The 15,869-nt window shown below is 69.5% G+C and carries 14 protein-coding genes and 1 tRNA gene; 1 reads left to right on the forward strand and 14 read right to left on the reverse strand.

The genetic code is table 11. The features are described 5' to 3' along the window. Positions 1-577: 577 nt before the first annotated feature. A tRNA-Ser gene (locus AMS65_RS12900) sits at positions 578-662 on the reverse strand. 275 nt (positions 663-937) lie between these two features. Here AMS65_RS12900 and AMS65_RS12905 point away from each other — a divergent pair. After that, positions 938-1,540: a CHAP domain-containing protein gene (locus AMS65_RS12905; protein ID WP_241489442.1), complete on the forward strand. Its 603-nt coding sequence runs from the start codon at positions 938-940 to the stop codon at positions 1,538-1,540. 339 nt (positions 1,541-1,879) lie between these two features. Here AMS65_RS12905 and resB read toward each other — a convergent pair whose 3' ends face one another. The 13 genes from resB to AMS65_RS12970 all read right to left on the reverse strand — a co-directional run bounded on the left by resB (position 1,880) and on the right by AMS65_RS12970 (position 15,845). Next, complete coding sequence (gene resB / locus AMS65_RS12910) at positions 1,880-3,544, reverse strand: cytochrome c biogenesis protein ResB (RefSeq protein ID WP_053384594.1); 1,665 nt, start codon at positions 3,542-3,544, stop codon at positions 1,880-1,882. Next, on the reverse strand, positions 3,528-4,271 hold the full coding sequence (locus tag AMS65_RS12915; protein ID WP_053384595.1) for a cytochrome c biogenesis CcdA family protein: 744 nt from the start codon (positions 4,269-4,271) through the stop codon (positions 3,528-3,530). The genes resB and AMS65_RS12915 overlap by 17 nt, the downstream gene beginning before the upstream one ends. 2 nt (positions 4,272-4,273) lie before the next feature. Beyond that, positions 4,274-4,942 carry a TlpA family protein disulfide reductase gene (locus AMS65_RS12920; protein WP_053384596.1) on the reverse strand — a complete coding sequence of 223 codons (669 nt, stop codon included), beginning with the start codon at positions 4,940-4,942 and terminating at the stop codon, positions 4,274-4,276. Next, positions 4,939-5,583 carry a histidine phosphatase family protein gene (locus tag AMS65_RS12925; protein ID WP_053384597.1) on the reverse strand — a complete coding sequence of 215 codons (645 nt, stop codon included), beginning with the start codon at positions 5,581-5,583 and terminating at the stop codon, positions 4,939-4,941. Before AMS65_RS12925 ends, AMS65_RS12920 begins: the two co-directional genes overlap by 4 nt. 56 nt (positions 5,584-5,639) lie before the next feature. After that, on the reverse strand, positions 5,640-6,200 hold the full coding sequence (locus tag AMS65_RS12930) for a GNAT family N-acetyltransferase (protein ID WP_053384598.1): 561 nt from the start codon (positions 6,198-6,200) through the stop codon (positions 5,640-5,642). Next, positions 6,197-7,237 carry an LLM class flavin-dependent oxidoreductase gene (locus tag AMS65_RS12935; protein ID WP_053384599.1) on the reverse strand — a complete coding sequence of 347 codons (1,041 nt, stop codon included), beginning with the start codon at positions 7,235-7,237 and terminating at the stop codon, positions 6,197-6,199. Before AMS65_RS12935 ends, AMS65_RS12930 begins: the two co-directional genes overlap by 4 nt. A gap of 407 nt (positions 7,238-7,644) precedes the next feature. Then, positions 7,645-8,661: a sugar phosphate isomerase/epimerase family protein gene (locus tag AMS65_RS12940; RefSeq protein ID WP_053384600.1), complete on the reverse strand. Its 1,017-nt coding sequence runs from the start codon at positions 8,659-8,661 to the stop codon at positions 7,645-7,647. Beyond that, positions 8,658-9,524: a sugar phosphate isomerase/epimerase family protein gene (locus AMS65_RS12945; RefSeq protein WP_053384601.1), complete on the reverse strand. Its 867-nt coding sequence runs from the start codon at positions 9,522-9,524 to the stop codon at positions 8,658-8,660. The genes AMS65_RS12940 and AMS65_RS12945 overlap by 4 nt, the downstream gene beginning before the upstream one ends. A 256-nt stretch (positions 9,525-9,780) precedes the next feature. Beyond that, positions 9,781-11,001: a substrate-binding domain-containing protein gene (locus AMS65_RS12950; protein ID WP_053384602.1), complete on the reverse strand. Its 1,221-nt coding sequence runs from the start codon at positions 10,999-11,001 to the stop codon at positions 9,781-9,783. Next, entirely contained in the window at positions 10,998-12,119 is a 1,122-nt protein-coding gene (locus AMS65_RS12955) for an ABC transporter permease (RefSeq protein WP_053384603.1), read from the reverse strand. The genes AMS65_RS12950 and AMS65_RS12955 overlap by 4 nt, the downstream gene beginning before the upstream one ends. Next, complete coding sequence (locus tag AMS65_RS12960; protein WP_053384604.1) at positions 12,116-13,153, reverse strand: ABC transporter permease; 1,038 nt, start codon at positions 13,151-13,153, stop codon at positions 12,116-12,118. Before AMS65_RS12960 ends, AMS65_RS12955 begins: the two co-directional genes overlap by 4 nt. Further along, a complete protein-coding gene (locus tag AMS65_RS12965; RefSeq protein WP_241489443.1) occupies positions 13,153-14,754 on the reverse strand; it encodes a sugar ABC transporter ATP-binding protein in 1,602 nt (533 codons plus the stop codon). Before AMS65_RS12965 ends, AMS65_RS12960 begins: the two co-directional genes overlap by 1 nt. After that, entirely contained in the window at positions 14,751-15,845 is a 1,095-nt protein-coding gene (locus tag AMS65_RS12970) for a Gfo/Idh/MocA family protein (protein ID WP_053384605.1), read from the reverse strand. Before AMS65_RS12970 ends, AMS65_RS12965 begins: the two co-directional genes overlap by 4 nt. Positions 15,846-15,869: the final 24 nt, after the last annotated feature.

Raw genomic sequence — 15,869 nt, forward strand, 5'->3', positions numbered from 1 at the left:
GCCGCCTCGAGCAGAGCCGTCTGCGTCGCGATCCCGCGCTGCTGCCGCCGTCGCGGTTCGTTCCCACGGCTCTCCGTCATCGCCATCACCTCGCGTCAGACCAAGTCGAAACCCTCAATTAAGAGTCTGGCACACGCGGCCCGAGCGCTGTGAGAGATTGCGCGAGGGGTTCACCGGATCCCCAGTCTTCTGAAATCCGCCTGAAGCAGAGCACAGAGGTCGGACCCCGGCCGGCCGCTCAGGGCGATGCGCCGGCGTTGTGCGGCCACGCGTGCACCGCTCGAAGCAACGCGCGAGCGTTTCTGCCTGGTGCGCGGTGCCTGGTGCGCGGTGAGGCCACCGCCTCAGGGCGCCACCCTCGGCGCCGGTTCAGGGGCTCTCAGGAGATTCGTGCGTCAGTAGTTGTCACCAAACCTGGCGCGAGGCAGCAACTACTGGCGCGCGTAGGCGGAAGGGGCGCCGGGAGCGGAGCGACGGGGAGGGCCAGCGCACCCACGCCCATCCTCAGGGTCTTGCCGATGGCTCGCGGACACCGGACGACGCGAAAGGGCCCGTCGCGATGCGACGGGCCCTGCAGCGGAGGATGGGGGATTTGAACCCCCGAGGGCGTTAACCCAACACGCGTTCCAGGCGTGCGCCATAGGCCGCTAGGCGAATCCTCCTCACTGGCCGCGAAGCCAGCGCGCACCAGTCTAGCGTGTTCTCGCGACGGAACCGAACCGGGGCCACCCCAGGGCAATCCCAGGCCGCTTCGGGCGGCCCCGGGCCTGAACGTCACCTTGGAGCATCCCCACATGAACGATCGATTTCGCCTCTGGACTTGAAAGTAACAGAACGGTAACGCATACTGGTTGAGGCGCGCGGGCCACGGCCCGGCGTTTTTTATTGGACAACCCCCGGAGTTTTTCGCGTGAGAGTATCTGCCAAGGCGTTCGCAGTGAGCCTGGTCGCTTCAGTGACCTTCGCCCTCGGCGCAGCGCCGGCGGTCGCAGACGCCCCGATCGAGGACTTCTCCCTCGCGGCGGTGCAGCCCACCACCACGGCGTCGCAGACGCTCGACACCGGTGACGCACTCGCCGGCGCACCGATCGAGTCCGTGCTCAGCATCGACGACGTCGCGAAGGTGCCCCACAACTTCGACGTCGAGGCCACTATCGCGCTGGCCGAGAGCGAGGTCGGCACGAGCCGAGCTACCGGTTGGAGCCAGCCGGGCGAGTGCATCATGTCCGCGCAGCGCTGGATCCGCGCGGGCGGCGGCAACTGGGGCGGCGGCGGCAACCCCGTCTCCAACTACGACGGCGCCACTCGCATGACGCTCGCCACGGCCGAGCCCGGCGATGTGATCCAGTACGAGTACATCGACTCCCCGACCTCGTGGGTCACCGGCGTGCACACCGTGCTCATCACCGAGGTGCACGACGACGGCACCTTCACCATCATCGAGTCGAACAACCCCGGTGGATCCGGCCTCGTCGGCAAGAACGAGAGCTGGACGCCCGAACCCCCGGTCGGATTCCAGGCCGCCGTCTGGCGCTTCTAAGGCCTTCTAGACATTTCGCGAAGGGCGGTGTGCGGGATCCGATGAGGATCCCGCACACCGCCCTTCGTTTCTCCCGCGCCTGCCCCGCTCCCGCACCAGCCTCACTCCCGCACCACCTCCGCCGAGTGAGCGCAGATGGTTCGGGATCCGGGATCCTCGAACCATCTGCGCTCACTCGGCGAGGCAGGAGGGAACGAAGCAACGAGGGATCGCGGATCTCCGCTCCGACAGGCGCAGGGACCGGGATCCGGCTGCTCGAGCTGCACGGGAGGGGACAGGATCCCACCGCCTCGGGTGCGGAGGAGCAGGATTCAGCCTCGCGGGCCGCGGCCCGCGAGGCTACAGCTGTTCGCGATGACGGTCGCGCAGTTCCTCGACGGCCCGCTCCAGCGCCGGGTCGTCCCCGCGCGCGAGCGCCGCGTACTGCAGCACCACGCCGTCCTCCGACGACAGCGCCTTGACCCACATGCGGCGGCGCGGCACGAAGAGCGACCACATGAGGCCGCCCAGCGCCAGCACCGCGAACACCAGGATCCACTCCTGGGCCGGGTTCTGCATCACGTCGAACGAGGCGTACCGGGGCACCGACTCGAACTCGATCGTGCCGAAGCCGTTCGGCAGGTCGGCCCGCTCCCCCGGTCGCAGCTCGATGGAGTCGACGTCCACCGCGCGGCCGGTCAGCTGCTCCATGCCGCTCGTGTCGAGCGCGTACACCGAGCGGGCAATGCCGTCGTCGATGCCGAGGTCGCCCTCGAACACGTCGAGGGTGAGCACCGGGTTCTCGAGGTCGGGATAGTTCGAGGTGTAGGCCCCCGTGTCGAGATCGGCCTTGGTGGGGTAGAAGAAGCCGCGCAGGCCGATCTGCACCGGATCGCCCGATTCGTCGACGATGCCGTCGGGCACCTTCACCACCCCGAGCGAGGTCATGTTCAGATTGTCCTGGGGGATGAACGGCATCGCCTCGCTGTAGACGACGGTGCCCTCGGCGTTGCGGATGGTGATCTTCGGGGCGTAGCCGTTGGCGATGAGGTAGATCGGGGATCCGTGCACGCGCAACGGGTGGTTCACCCGGATCACGTGCTCCGACTCGTCACCCTCGGGCGAGAGGAGCGTCATGTTGGCCGTGTAGTCCTTGACCAGGCCGATCGCCTGCACGTTGCCGTCGTCCGGGGTGTTGTAGGTGACGTCGAGCGAATCGAGCCTCAGGCTGAAGGGTTCGAGGCTGGAACTGTCGAAGGACCGCCCGGAGGTGGCCGTGTCGTAGTCGATGAGCTGATTCACCATCGTCTCGCCCTCGATGAGCACCTTCTGCCCGTTGAAGGTGAAGACGCCGCCCAGCCCCACGCTCACAAGCACACCGAGCAGGGAGACGTGGAAGATCAGGTTGCCGGTCTCGCGCAGGTACCCGCGCTCCGCCGACACCGAGACCTCGTCGACGCCGCGCCGCGAGGCGCGCTGCAGCTCCACCCGGTAGCGCAGCTTCTTCAGGATCGCAGCGGCCTCCTCGACCGCGCGCGTGGCGAAGGCCTCGCGCTCAGCCGGCGTCGCTTCGGGGTTTGACAGGCGCAGCTCGGAGAAGCCCGCCATGCGCTGCAGCCGGGCCGGCGTCTTCGGGGGCTTTCCCCGCCAGGCCTTCCAGTGGTGCGCGATGCGGGGCAGGACGCAGCCGATCAGCGAGATGAACAGCAGCAGGTAGATCGCCGAGAACCACACCGAGCCGTACACGTCGAAGGCCTGGATGGGGAAGGCATCGAGGATCGGGAAGAGATCGGGGTGATCCTGCTGGTACTGCACGACGCCGTTGGGATCGGCTCCCCGCTGCGGTACGAGGGAGCCCGGGATCGCCGCGACCGCGAGCAGCAGCAGCAGGATCAGGGCGACCCGCATGCTGGTCAGCTGCCGCCAGAACCAGCGCAGCCAGCCCGTGAACCCGAGCTCGGGCGATTCGGCGCGCAGCGATCCGCCCGCACCCGTTCCGTCGTCATAGTCAGAGGGGCGTGACATATCCGCCGATCACCGCCTGCAGTGCGTACATCATCTGGCTCCAGAGTCCGGTCACCATGAGGAGACCGATGAGGATCAGCAGCGCACCGCCGATCAGATTCACGGTGCGAATATGCCGTTTGAAGAAGGTCATGGTCTGGGTCATCCAGCCGAAGCCGAAAGCCGCCAGCACGAAGGGCAGGCCGAGGCCGAGGCAGTAGACGAAGGCGAGCACCACCGAGCGCCCGACCGAGCCCTGCTGCACGCTCAGCGTCATGATGGCGGCGAGCGTCGGGCCGAGGCACGGGGTCCAGCCGATGGCGAAGACCACTCCGAGCAGCGGAGCTCCGATGATCCCGGTGCGCGGCTTCACGCGCAGTTTCGTGGTGCGCTGCATGAAGCCGAAGGCTCCGATGAAGACCAGTCCCATCAGGATCACCACGGCACCCATGACTCGGGTGATGATCTGCTCCCACTCGAGCAGCCACACGCCGACGGTCCCCGCCGCGGCGAGGAACGCCACCAGCACGGCGGTGAACCCGGCGACGAAGAGCAGCGAGCCGAGCACGAGGCGCCCCCGCGCGGGTTTCTCCCCCGGGGCCGCTCCCGCGCTCGCGCCCACGTAGGCGAGGTAGCCGGGCACCAGCGGCAGCACGCAGGGCGACAGGAACGAGAGCAGGCCCGCCGCGAGTGCGATCACCGACGCGACGAGCAGCTGCCCGTCGGCGACGAGGTGCTGTATGTCCACCGCTACTGCTCGGTCGCTTCGTCAGCCGGGGCGGGATCCGATGCCGGATCCGCGGCGGCCCCGCCGTCGGTCTCCGCCAGGGTCTCTCCGATCAGCGTGCGCAGCTGCGACGTGCCGGCGAGCTGACCGAGCACCCGGTGCGCCACCCGCCCCTCGGCGTCGAGCACGAGGGTGGTCGGCACCGCGTTGAGCGGCACCTGACCGGCGAAGGCGCGCTGCACCGCTCGCCCGCCGGCGTTGTCCATGATCGAGGGGTACTCGATCTCGAAGCGCTCGGAGAACTGCTGCGCCTGCGCGACCTGATCACGGGTGTTGACGCCGACGAACTTCACACCCTGCGGCAGGAACTCGTCGTAGGCTTCCACGAGGTCGGGGGCCTCGGCACGGCAGGGCGCGCAGCCCGCGTACCAGAAGTTGACCACCGTGACGCTGCCGAGGGTATCGGCCGAGCCGTAGCTGTCGCCGCTCTCCGTCTCGCCGGAGAACTCCACCGGTTCGGTGCGCTGCTCCGGCGCGATGCTGAGCGAGGAGCCGTCGCCGGAGACGTACCCCTTGCCGCTCGCCTCGTTCCACTCGGCCGCGAGGTCTCCATCTCCCCCGCTGCACCCGGAGAGCGCGAGGAGGGCGGCGATGGGCAGGGCGAGAGCCGTCCCGGTCCGACGACGGCTCATACCGCCCCCACGTCCACGGCGTCGCCGAGCAGGTCGGCCGCCGGCGTGCGGTAGTCGACCTCGAACCAGCGCTCGCCCCGCTTTTCGAAGCTCGTGATGCTGGAGAGCTCGCAGCGCCGCGTCGCGGGGTTGTGGAACAGGGGCTTGCCCGCGACGTCGAGGTGCGCCACCCAGATGGGGGCCTGGTGCGACACCATCACGATGTCGCCGCCGCGCGTCGTCTCCCACGCCTCATCCAAGGCCTCACGCACGCGCGCCGCGATCTGCCGGTACGGCTCTCCCCAGCTGGGGCGGAACGGGTTCAGGAAGCGGTACCAGTAGCGCGGCTTCCGGAACGCCGAGTCCGGGCCGGAGTTCACCATGCCCTCGAACGCGTTGGCCGGCTCGATGATGCGATCCTCGAGCGACACCTCGAGACCGAGTGCGCTCGCGATCGGACGGGCCGACTGCTGCGTGCGCTCGAGCGGCGAGGCGAGCAGCCGGGCGACGATGCGATCGCTGCCTGCGAGTTCGAGCGCCGCCGCCTCTGCCATGCGGTGGCCCAGCTCGGAGAGGCGGAACCCCGGCAGACGGCCGTACAGCACACGGTCGGGATTGTGTACCTCGCCGTGGCGCACCAGATGCAGCAGTTTGTCGCTCACATCACCATTCTACGTTCGGGCTGTCTGGGAGTTGCCGGGCGGGCTCGCGCCCTACTTCAGCCCCGACCGCACGAAGGCGTCGACCACGTAGCGCTGCAGGCCTCATGCAGCGGAAACACGTAGGTGTACAGGTCGAGCACGCGCTCACCGTCGATCCACAGGCCATCGCGCTCCGGAGCGCGGGAGAACTCGAGCGCCTCGTAGAGCCGGTGCGCGCCCCGCATGTTCGGCGCAGTCTTCAGCACCACGGCGGCCCGCCCCGTTTCGGCGGCCCGCACCGCCGCCTGCCGCATGAGGGCCGCCGCGACTCCACGACGGCGAGCGCTCGGCGCAACGCCCAGCAGGCGCAGATCGAGCTCGCGCTCGGCGACGTCCTCGTGCAGGGGCGGCCCGCCGGGAGCGCGCAGCGTGACGCTGCCCAACAGCCGGCCGTCTGCATCGACCGCGACCCACACCTCGTAGTCGCGATCCCGCACCGCGGACCGGTACACCGGGTCGTCGTGGGGGTCGGAGGGGCCGTAGTCGTGCGCGTAGGACTCCTCGATCAGCCGATCGATCTCCGGGTACTCCTCGGGCGACGGCCGCCGGATCACCAGCTCGGATCCGCCCCCGCTCACACGCTTCCCCCGGCGCCCGGCCGCCATCCCAGGGCCGGGCCGATGCGGGTGGCGAGCTGATGCAGGATGTGCTTCCAGTCGTCGAGCTCGAGCTCGAACGGCAGCTCGAACAGGTAGTCATCGGCGGCCTGGAACGCCACGTCGCCGCGGATGAACTCGACGATCTCGTCGAGGGATCCCAGAACGTCGAGCGCGATAATGGTGTTCTTGCCGTGCACCTTCTTCGTGCGCGGGGTACGCGCCTCGGCGTAGGCGCGGTACCTGCGCACCTGATCGTCAGTGGCGCCATCGGTCGGCACGATCACCCGCGCCACGGTGGCGCGCGCCGCCTCGCCCGCGGGATGCTGGGTGCGGAACGCGTCGATCTGCGCGCGCTGCACCCGCGAGAAGTCGGTGAGCCCGTTCTCGGCCGAGCTGATGTTGCTGACGAGCCAGTTGAAGCCCGCGCGTCCGGCCCACTCGGCCGAGCGCAGCGATCCCCCGCCGTACCAGAGGCGATCGGAGAGCCCGGAGCTGTGCGGTTCCACCCGCTCGGAATCGAAGTCACCGCCGATGCCGTTGTACTCGGGCACCTCGCGCACCCGGTCTCCGGCGAGCAGGGCGCGCAGGCGCTCGATGCGGCCGTAGCCGTAGTCCTCCTCCCGCCAGCCGGTGTCGTGCACCAGGTCGTTGACCGCGTCGTCGTACGCGGGCGGGTGCACGCTGAGGCCGGGCAGCAGCCGCCCGCCCGAGAGCGCGTCCGCGGTGCCGAGGTCCTCGGCCAGGCGGAACGGGTTCTCGAAGCCGACGGGGATCACGGCACTGCCGAGCCCGATGCGCTTCGTGTGCTGCGCAGCGGCCGCGAGGAACACCGCAGGAGAGGGCAGGCCGTACTGCAGGTGCCGGGAACGCACCCACCCGCTGTCGAGCCCGAGTTCCTCCGCATAGCGGAAGAGCTCGATCCCCTCCTCGAGACCCCGCCCGGGATCGTTGCGATCGAACGGAACGAGGTGGATGAAGCCGAGGTGGCGGAGCGGTCGAGCGGTATCGCTGGTCATGCCTATCAGCATAATCATCACGTCAGGTTATGAGACGCATCATTACACCGAGGAAATCGCTCGTCACCCTCACTGCACCGTACGGCTGAGGAGCGAGGATCGTGCACGCCGCGTGGGGAGTGCACGCTCACACGAGAGTAGGGAACGGGGCCGCCTCCGCCGGTTGAGCACGGATCGTTTGCGGGCAAACGCGCCAGCGTTTGCGCACGATCCGTGGTGGCGCTACAGCGCCAAGCGAGGCGGAACACCGCGGAGGCGGAAGCGCGAGGCGCGCGGATTTCGACTCGTCGCTGCACTCCTCGCTCAATCAGCAGGAGGGAGCGCGCGGCGCTCCTCGCTCAATCAGCAGGAGGGAGCGCGCGGCGCTCCTCTCCACAATCAGCAGAGCGCCGCGGCCGATCCCTCGCCTACTGGTTCGAGAATGCCGCGTCGAAGGACGCGTCGGGGCGGTTCCAGAGCAGCGACCGGATCCGCCCCACCGCCTCGGCCGCACCGTGCAGGCGATCCATTCCTGCGTCCTCCCACTCGATAGAGATGGGCCCCGCGTAGCCGATGGATCCGAGGGCCCTGAAGGCGTCCTCCCAGTGGATGTCGCCGTGCCCGGTGGAGACGAAGTCCCAGCCCCGGCGCGGGTCGCCCCACGGCAGGTGCGAGCCGAGGATCCCGGAGCGCCCGGTCTGCGGGCGCAGGCGCGTGTCCTTGCAGTCGACGTGGCAGATGCGATCCGCGAAGTCGACGATGAAGCCGATCGGATCGACGCCCTGCCAGACGAGATGGCTCGGATCCCAGTTGAGGCCGAACGCGTGCCGGTGGTCGATCGCCTCGAGCGTCCGCACCGTGGTCCAGTAGTCGTAGGCGATCTCGGACGGGTGCACCTCGTGGGCGTACCGCACGCCCTCGCCGTCGAACACGTCGAGGATCGGGTTCCACCGCCGCGCGAAGTCCTCGTACCCCGCATCGATCACCTCGGCCGGCACCGGCGGGAACATGGCCACGTACGGCCAGATCTTCGAACCGGTGAAGCCGGTGACGACCTCGGCGCCGAGCTTGCGGGCCACACGACCCGCGCGCATCATGTCCTCGGCAGCGCGCTGCCGCACCCCCTCGGGATCGCCGTCGCCCCAGATGTAGGGGCGCACGATGGCGCGATGCCTGAAATCGATGGGGTCGTCGCAGATCGCCTGCCCGGCCAGGTGGTTGGAGATGGCCCACACCCGCAGGCCGTGACGATCGAGGATCTCGAGCCGGGATCGGAGGTAGGCGTCGTCCTCGTCGGCGCGCGCCAGGTCGAGGTGGTCGCCCGACGCCGCGATCTCGAGGCCGTCGTAGCCCCACTCGGCCGCCAGCCGGGCCACCTCCTCGAAGGGCAGGTCGGCCCACTGGCCGGTGAAGAGGGTGACGGGATGCGATGCCTCGTGCGTCATGATAGGCGGCTCCTTCGCTGCTGCAGGTCGGTGAGGAAATCGAGGGTGATTCGGGCGAGTTCGTCCTGGCTCTCGGCGAGCGGCCGCCAGATGGAGGCCGCCGTGGCGATCGTGTCGTTGTCGCCGGTGAAGCTCTCGAGCGTGAGCGGACCGGCGTAGCCGATGTCGTCGAGCGCGTCGAGGAAGGCCTCCCAGTCCGTGTGGTCGGGTCCGGCCGGCCCGCGGTCGTTGCCGCAGACCTGCACCACCGCCACGTGCGAGCCGGCGGCCCGGATCGCGGCCGCCGGAGAGCGCTCCTCGATGTTCAGGTGGTAGGCGTCGAGCGCGAGCCCGACGCCCGATCCGAGGAGCGGTTCCAGGGCGTCGAGCGCCTGCTCGACCGTGTTGACGAGGCTGGTCTCGTAGCGGTTCAGCGGCTCGATCGCGAGCGTCACCCCTCGCTCCGCGGCGTAGTCGACCACGGGGCGCAGCGCGAGCCGCAGCGCTGCGACCGTCGCCGCCCGCTCCTCGGCATCCATGCGCCAGACGCGTCCCGTGCGGGCGGTGAAGGGGCCGGCGACCGTCGGCGATCCGAGCGTCACGGCGACGTCGACGCAGTGCCGCAGATAGTCCTGCGTCGCGTCGCGCAGGGCGTCGTCCAGCAGATCTCTCCCGGCGCCCATCGCCCCGACCACACGCGCGCCCATGCCGAGCTCCCCGAGACGCTCGACGGCGAGCGCCGGCGACCAGTCCCCCGGCGACTCCACCGGCAGCTCGAGCAGTTCATAGCCGATCCCGCGCGCGCACCGCGCGATCCCGAGCAGTGCCTCGTCGTCGAGCGGCGATGTCCACACCCATGTGTTCACACCGAGCTGTCGCTGCATATCACTCCATTCGGATTCCGTCATCCTGCGCGGAGTCGCAGGATCTGCGCCTGGGGAGGGGAGATCCTGCGACTCGTACCTCGCGCAGGACGACGAGGAGAGGTTTCTCGCGCCGGTCGAGCGAGACGGAGCCGAGTCGGAACCCGGGTGCTGGAGCCCGGGTTTCGACTCGCTCCGCTCGCTCAACCAGCGGGATGGATCCTGCGACGCGTTCCTCTCGCCGGTTGACGAGAGGATACTCCTCGCGCCGGTCGAGTTACGGGATGACCCGATTCTGCCAGACCTGCGGGTAGCCCGGCAGATCCTCGCCACCGAACTTCGCGTAGTGCCCGTCGGGCATGCCGTCGTTGCGCTCCAGGTAGTCGTCGAGTTCATCGACGGCGATGGGGCTCTGCGGCAGCACCCACTCGGACGGTACCTCCTCGCCCGCGAAGATCTTCTGCATCGCGAGCAGCGGGGTGCGCCACTGGAAGTTCGAGTAGACGGGCGCAAGACCCGTGAGCTCGGTCTCCTTCCACTTGCGCAGGAAGCTCAGCTCGTCCTCGCCGGTCATCACCGGGTAGGCCTTGCCGGCGTCCTCGAACGCCTCGATCGCCGCTACCGCACCGTCGCCGGCGTCCATCCAGATGCCCTGGACATCGCCCTTGGCCAGCTCGTCCGAGATGATCTTCTTGATCTCGGCCGGGTCGGCACCCGTGAAGTAGTCGACGGCCTCGATGCCCGCCTCGTCGAACAGTTTCTCGGCCGCGGCCCAGCGCTGCTCGAGCACGTCGACGCCCGGCAGGATGCGCAGCGCCACGACCTTGTCGCCCTCGTTCAGGTGATCGATGAGGAACTCCGCGGTGTCGATGCCCCACGCGAAGCCGCCGATCGGGTGGATGAACGTCACCGCGCAGTCGGTCTGCACGCCGCGGTCGAAGACCACGACCGGCTTCCCGGTGTCGCAGGCGCGTTCCACGGCCGGCGTCATTGCGGCGGTCGAGTTCGGGGAGATGATGAAGCCGTCGCAGTCGCCCTCTGCTATGAAGTAGTCGATGTCTGCGATCTGCGTGTCATCGCTGTCCTTCGCGTCGCGGGTCTCCATCGAGGAGAACGCGCCGGCATCCTGCAGCACCTTCAGCTGCTCGTTCATGGTGATCCAGCCGGTCTGCCGCCACGGGTTCGAGATCGAGGCGTTCGCGAAGCAGAGCTTCTTGGCCCCCTCGGACGCGTACTCGGAGGTGTCGCGCATCTCCGCGTTGATGGTCTGCAGATAGGGCTGATCCGCCGGCCCCTCCGGGGTGACCGAGCGCTCGTCGTACTGCTTGTCGAAGAGCGCCTGGTCGAACCATTCGCCCGTGCTCTCCTCTGCGGGAGCCTCCTCCGTCGTGCCCTGCTCGGGTGGTGCTTCCACCGACGGGTCGGTTGTGCACCCCGCAAGCAGGATCAGCGATGCCGCGCCGACGAGGCCCGCCGTGATGCTCAGCGATCGTTTCATGATCGATTCTCCTTCGTGTGTATGTCCCGCATGGCAACGGCGCCGACGGGATCGGGTGGCGGGGTGCTCCCCGCCGGTACTGGCCCGGTGGTTCCGGGTGGTCCTTCTGCCCCCTCGGCGAGCGCTCGGCGCCTGATGGCTCCGAACACGACACCCGAGTACGCCACGGCCGCGATGATGATCGCGCCCTGGATCGCGTCGCGCATGGTGGAGGGGACTGCGGTGAAGTTCAGCAGGGTGAAGAGCGTCTCGAGGCCGAAGGCCCCCGCGAGCGCGCCCCAGACCGATCCGCGGCCGCCGCCGAGCACCACGCCGCCGAGCACCACCGCGGTGATCGCCGTGAACTCGTAGCCGCGGCCGACCGAGGGATGCACTCCGGCGTATCCGACGAGCAGCACCCCCGCGACCGTCGCGCAGAGCGAGGAGATGACGAAGGCGGTCGTCTTCGTGCGCCACACCGATGCGCCGGCGAAGGCGCCCGCGGCCGGGTTGTCGCCGATCGCGATGAGCGTGCGGCCGAACGGACGGCGCGAGAGCCACGCGGCGAGCGCGATCACGGCCGCCAGTGTCACGACCGCCCAGGGCAGCATGCCGATCACCGGGATCCCGGTGATGCCGCCCCGCCCGATCTGACGGAACGAGTCGGCCGGGTTGCCCGTCGCAGCGCCGCCCGTCCACCACATCACACCCCCGTAGAGCACGAGCATCATGCCGAGCGTGACGATGAAGGACGGCACCTTGAGCAGTGTCGCGACGAGGCCGTTCACGATGCCGACGATCGTGCCGAGCACGAGGAGCAGGAGAAGCACCGGCAGCGCCTTCTCGTCGTCCTGTCCGATGAGGGTGCCCGCGAGCACGACTTGGGTGGTCACGAGGGATCCCTGGGAGAGATCGAACTCGCCGCTCACGATGACGAAGTACTGGCCGATCGCGACGATAGCGATCGGGGCGACGCGCTGGATGTAGCGCACGAGCTGCCCGGGCTCGGTGAAGGACGGGTTGAGCACCGAGACGATGATCAGCAGCACGACGAGCAGCAGGTAGACGGCACCGCGCGGACTCACCAGCGTGCTGAGGAAGCGTGCGAATCCGCCCGAGCTGCGCTGCGCCGCGTTCATCGCGCACCTCCCTCGCTCGTGGCGTCCACCGGTACGGCATCGGCCCCGGTGCGCGTGAAGCGCTCGCGGCGCGCGACCAGGCGCCGCCGCGAGTACACGGCGACGGCGATCACGATCACGGCCCCGCGCACCACGTCCTTGAGGAACGGGTTGACCTGCAGCACGCTCATGAGGTTGTCGAGCACCGCGAAGATCGCGACGCCGCCGATCGTGCCCCAGATCGAGCCCCGCCCGCCGGCCAGCAGCGTGCCGCCCAGCACCACGGCGGCGATGGAGAGCAGGTCGTACCCGCCCTGCACGCCCACAGTCGGGCTGCCGACGCCGAGCCGGCTCGCGAGCAGCAGGCCCGCCATCCCGGCGAACACCGAGCAGAGCACGTGCGCCCAGATGACCGGCCGCCTCGTGCGCACCCCCGAGAGCCGGGCGACCTCTGCGTTGCCGCCGACCGCGAACAGGTGATGTCCGAAGCTGCCGCGCGCGAGGAGGAACGCCACACCGCCGGCCAGCGCCAGCATCACGATGGTGGAGACCGGCACGGGGCCGACCCCGGTCGCGCCGAAGAGCTGGAACTCCCAGGGCACCGAACCGGCGGTGCCCTTGTAGTTCGTGCTGAGATAGCCCTTGAGGATCAGGCCGACCCCCAGGGTGGTCACGAAGCCGTGCACCTTCAGGAAGGTCACGATGAGGCCGTTCGCGAGCCCGATCAGCGCCGCAACCCCGAGCGCGAGCAGCACGGCGGGCACGATCATGCCGGGCCGGCCGTTCATCGTCTGCGCCGCGATGAGGCTCGTCAGGCTCACGACGTAGGGCACCGAGAGATCGAGGGATCCGCCCAGGATCACGAGGGTCTGCCCGATGGCGACGAAGCCGAGCACGCTCATTCCGGTGAGGATGTCGCGGATGCTGCCGGGGCTGAACAGGTTGCGCCCCGCCGTCGCGACGAGCACGGCGCTCAGCGCGAGCACCGCGATCAGCGCGAGGTAGACGATCACGGTCGTGTCGAGCCCTCGCAGTCGTGCGCTCAGTGCGGCCATCACGCTCCTCCCTCGGCTTCAGCGGCACCCGTCGCGAGCGCCAGAACAGTCTCCTCGGACGATCCCGCCGGCAGCTCGCCGGCGATCCGTCCATCTCTCATGACGAGGATCCGATCCGCCATGCCGATCACCTCGGGCAGCTCGCTCGAGACGAACAGGATCGCCACGCCTCGCTTCGCCAGCTCCCGGATGAGCCGGTAGACGGCGACCTTCGCTCCCACATCGATACCGCGAGTCGGTTCGTCGAGCAGCACCACCCGTGGGGCGGTCGCGAGCCACTTCGCGAGCACGACCTTCTGCTGGTTGCCGCCGGAGAGCGCCTGCACCTCCTGGCCCAGGCCCTGGCTCACGAGTTCGAGCGCCGAGAATACGCCCGGGATCTCGGCCCGCTTCGATCGGGTGCGGCCGGGGAAGACGCTGCGGATCGCGAGCAGTGCGTTGTCGAGGATCGACTGGTGCAGCGCGAGACCCGTGCGCTTCCGATCCTCGGTGACCAGCGCGATCCCGCGTCTCACGGCCTGGCGCGGTTGCCGGATCGACCGCGGGACGCCGTCGAGTCGCAGCTCGCCGCGGGTAAAGGGCGCGGCGCCGAAGATCGCCTCGACGAGCTCGGTGCGCCCCGATCCCTGCAGCCCGGAGACGCCGACGACCTCGCCCGCGCGCAGTCGCAGCTCGATGCCGTCGAGCTGCGCGTTGCCGCCGTCGTGCACCTCGACGAGGGGATCGCCGATCTCGGTGCCGGGCTCAGGGTCGGGGAAGTACGCGCTGATGGGGCGGCCCACCATGCGCCGCACGAGCGTGGCCTGATCCAGCTCCGCGGCAGGGTCGCTCGAGACGAGCGAGCCGTCCTTCATCACGGTGATGGTGTCGCACAGATCGAATATCTCCTTCAGCCTGTGCGAGACGTAGAGGATGGCGACGCCGCGCTCGCGCAGCCGCCGGATCACCCGATAGAGGATCGACACCTCGTGGTCGGCGAGAGCCGCGGTCGGCTCATCCATCGAGATCACACGCGCATCGACGGAGAGGGCCTTCACGATCTCGACGATCTGCTGCTCGGCGACCGTGAGCCCGCCGACCGTCGCGTCGGGAGAGATCCCCGAGATGCCGAGGTCGGCGAGCAGCTCCTCCGTCGAGCGCCGCATCGCCGCGGCGTCCACGAGGCCGAAGCGCCTGGGCTCCCGGCCCAGGAACACGTTCTGCGCGACCGTGCGATCGGGCAGCAGGTTGAACTCCTGGAACACCGTCGCGACTCCGGCCCGCGCCGCATCGACGGGGTGGCCGAAATCCACAATCTCGCCGTCGAGCCGTACGTCGCCCGCATCGCGCCGGTACACCCCCGCGATGATCTTCATGAGCGTCGACTTGCCGGCGCCGTTCTCACCGACGAGGCCGTGCACGGTTCCGGGAACGAGATCGAGGGAGACGCCGTGCAGCACCTCGACGCCGAAGAACTGCTTGCGCACGTCGACGGCCGAGAGCACGGGAGCGCCGGAGAGCGCGGGGTTGCCGGGGAGCACGGGGTTGCCGGGGAGCACGGGGTTTCCGGGGAGCACAGGGGTGCCGGAGAGATCAGCGCCGGCCGGGCGGGTGTCGTTCATGCCACGCTCACCTCCACCCAGCGTCCGCCGCGCGCCGACTCGAGCACGGCGTCGGTGATCACCGCGGCCCTGGCCCCGTCCGCGAAGGTCGGCACCCCCTCGCGCTGCTCCCCCGCCGCGACGGCGTAGGCATCCGCGACGAAGGCGTTGAACGCGTCCTGATACCCCTGCGGATGGCCCGAGGGGAGCGACGAGATGCGCGCTGCATCGGCCGAGAGCGTGTCGGGATCCCGTCGCAGCAGCACGGAGTGGCCGCGTCGGCCCACCCACAGGCGCTCGGGATCCTCCTGCTCGAAGCGCAGGCTCTCCCTGGATCCCGCGATCTCGAGCACGAGCCCGTTCTTGCGGCCGGGCGCGACCTGCGAGACGAGCAGCGTGCCGATGCCGCCGCCCGCGAGTTCGAGCGCCAGCGCAACGGAGTCCTCGGTGTCGACGGGCTGCCCGCCGCGCTCGGGGTGCACGGTGCGCGTGGTCGCGACGAGCCTCGTGATGCGGTCGCCGCTGACGAACTCGACGAGGTCGACGAGGTGGGATCCGATGTCGGCGAAGGCTCGGGACGGACCGCCGGAGCCGATCCCGACGCGCCAGTTGTCATCGTCTGCGTCGAGCAGCCAGTCCTGCAGATACTGGCCCGCGATCGTCAGCACGGCACCGGCCTCGCCCTCGGCGATGCGGGCTCGGGCCTCGCGCACCATGGGGTGGTAGCGGTAGACGAACGGCACCGCACCGAAGCGCCCCGACGCCTCGACCTCCGCCGCGAGTTCGAGAGCCTCCGCCGCGCTCGTCGCGAGCGGCTTCTCGCAGATGACGTGCGAGCCCGCGCGCAGCGCGGTACGCGCGTAGTCGACATGGCTCTGATTGGGGGTGCAGACGTGCACGAACGGCAGCCCCTCCGCGAGGAGCTCATCCGCGGAGAGGGATCGGGCGTATCCCAGCGAGGCGGCGGCCTCCGCGCCGCGCTCCGGGGACGATGAGGCGATGGCCTCGAGGCCCGCGCCGGCGACACGGGCCGCGAGCGTGTGCGTGCGGGCCATGAATCCCGCGCCGAGCATGCCGACGCGCGGGGACCGGGAAGACAACATCGTCTGCATGTTTCTATTGTGTTACCCGGCATC

It is taken from the genome of Leucobacter celer subsp. astrifaciens (assembly GCF_001273835.1).
GTDB classification, from domain to species: Bacteria; Actinomycetota; Actinomycetes; order Actinomycetales; family Microbacteriaceae; genus Leucobacter; species Leucobacter celer.

What these genes read in the sequence shown, in the direction of transcription:
- resB (WP_053384594.1), bottom strand. Translation starts at nt 3,544, where the DNA reads ATGTCACGCCCCTCTGACTATGACGACGGAACGGGTGCGGGCGGATCG.
- AMS65_RS12920 (WP_053384596.1), bottom strand. Translation starts at nt 4,942, where the DNA reads ATGAGCCGTCGTCGGACCGGGACGGCTCTCGCCCTGCCCATCGCCGCC.
- AMS65_RS12935 (WP_053384599.1), bottom strand. Translation starts at nt 7,237, where the DNA reads ATGACCAGCGATACCGCTCGACCGCTCCGCCACCTCGGCTTCATCCAC.
- AMS65_RS12940 (WP_053384600.1), bottom strand. Translation starts at nt 8,661, where the DNA reads ATGACGCACGAGGCATCGCATCCCGTCACCCTCTTCACCGGCCAGTGG.
- AMS65_RS12945 (WP_053384601.1), bottom strand. Translation starts at nt 9,524, where the DNA reads ATGCAGCGACAGCTCGGTGTGAACACATGGGTGTGGACATCGCCGCTC.
- AMS65_RS12950 (WP_053384602.1), bottom strand. Translation starts at nt 11,001, where the DNA reads ATGAAACGATCGCTGAGCATCACGGCGGGCCTCGTCGGCGCGGCATCG.
- AMS65_RS12955 (WP_053384603.1), bottom strand. Translation starts at nt 12,119, where the DNA reads ATGAACGCGGCGCAGCGCAGCTCGGGCGGATTCGCACGCTTCCTCAGC.
- AMS65_RS12960 (WP_053384604.1), bottom strand. Translation starts at nt 13,153, where the DNA reads ATGGCCGCACTGAGCGCACGACTGCGAGGGCTCGACACGACCGTGATC.
- AMS65_RS12965 (WP_241489443.1), bottom strand. Translation starts at nt 14,754, where the DNA reads ATGAACGACACCCGCCCGGCCGGCGCTGATCTCTCCGGCACCCCTGTG.
- AMS65_RS12970 (WP_053384605.1), bottom strand. Translation starts at nt 15,845, where the DNA reads ATGCAGACGATGTTGTCTTCCCGGTCCCCGCGCGTCGGCATGCTCGGC.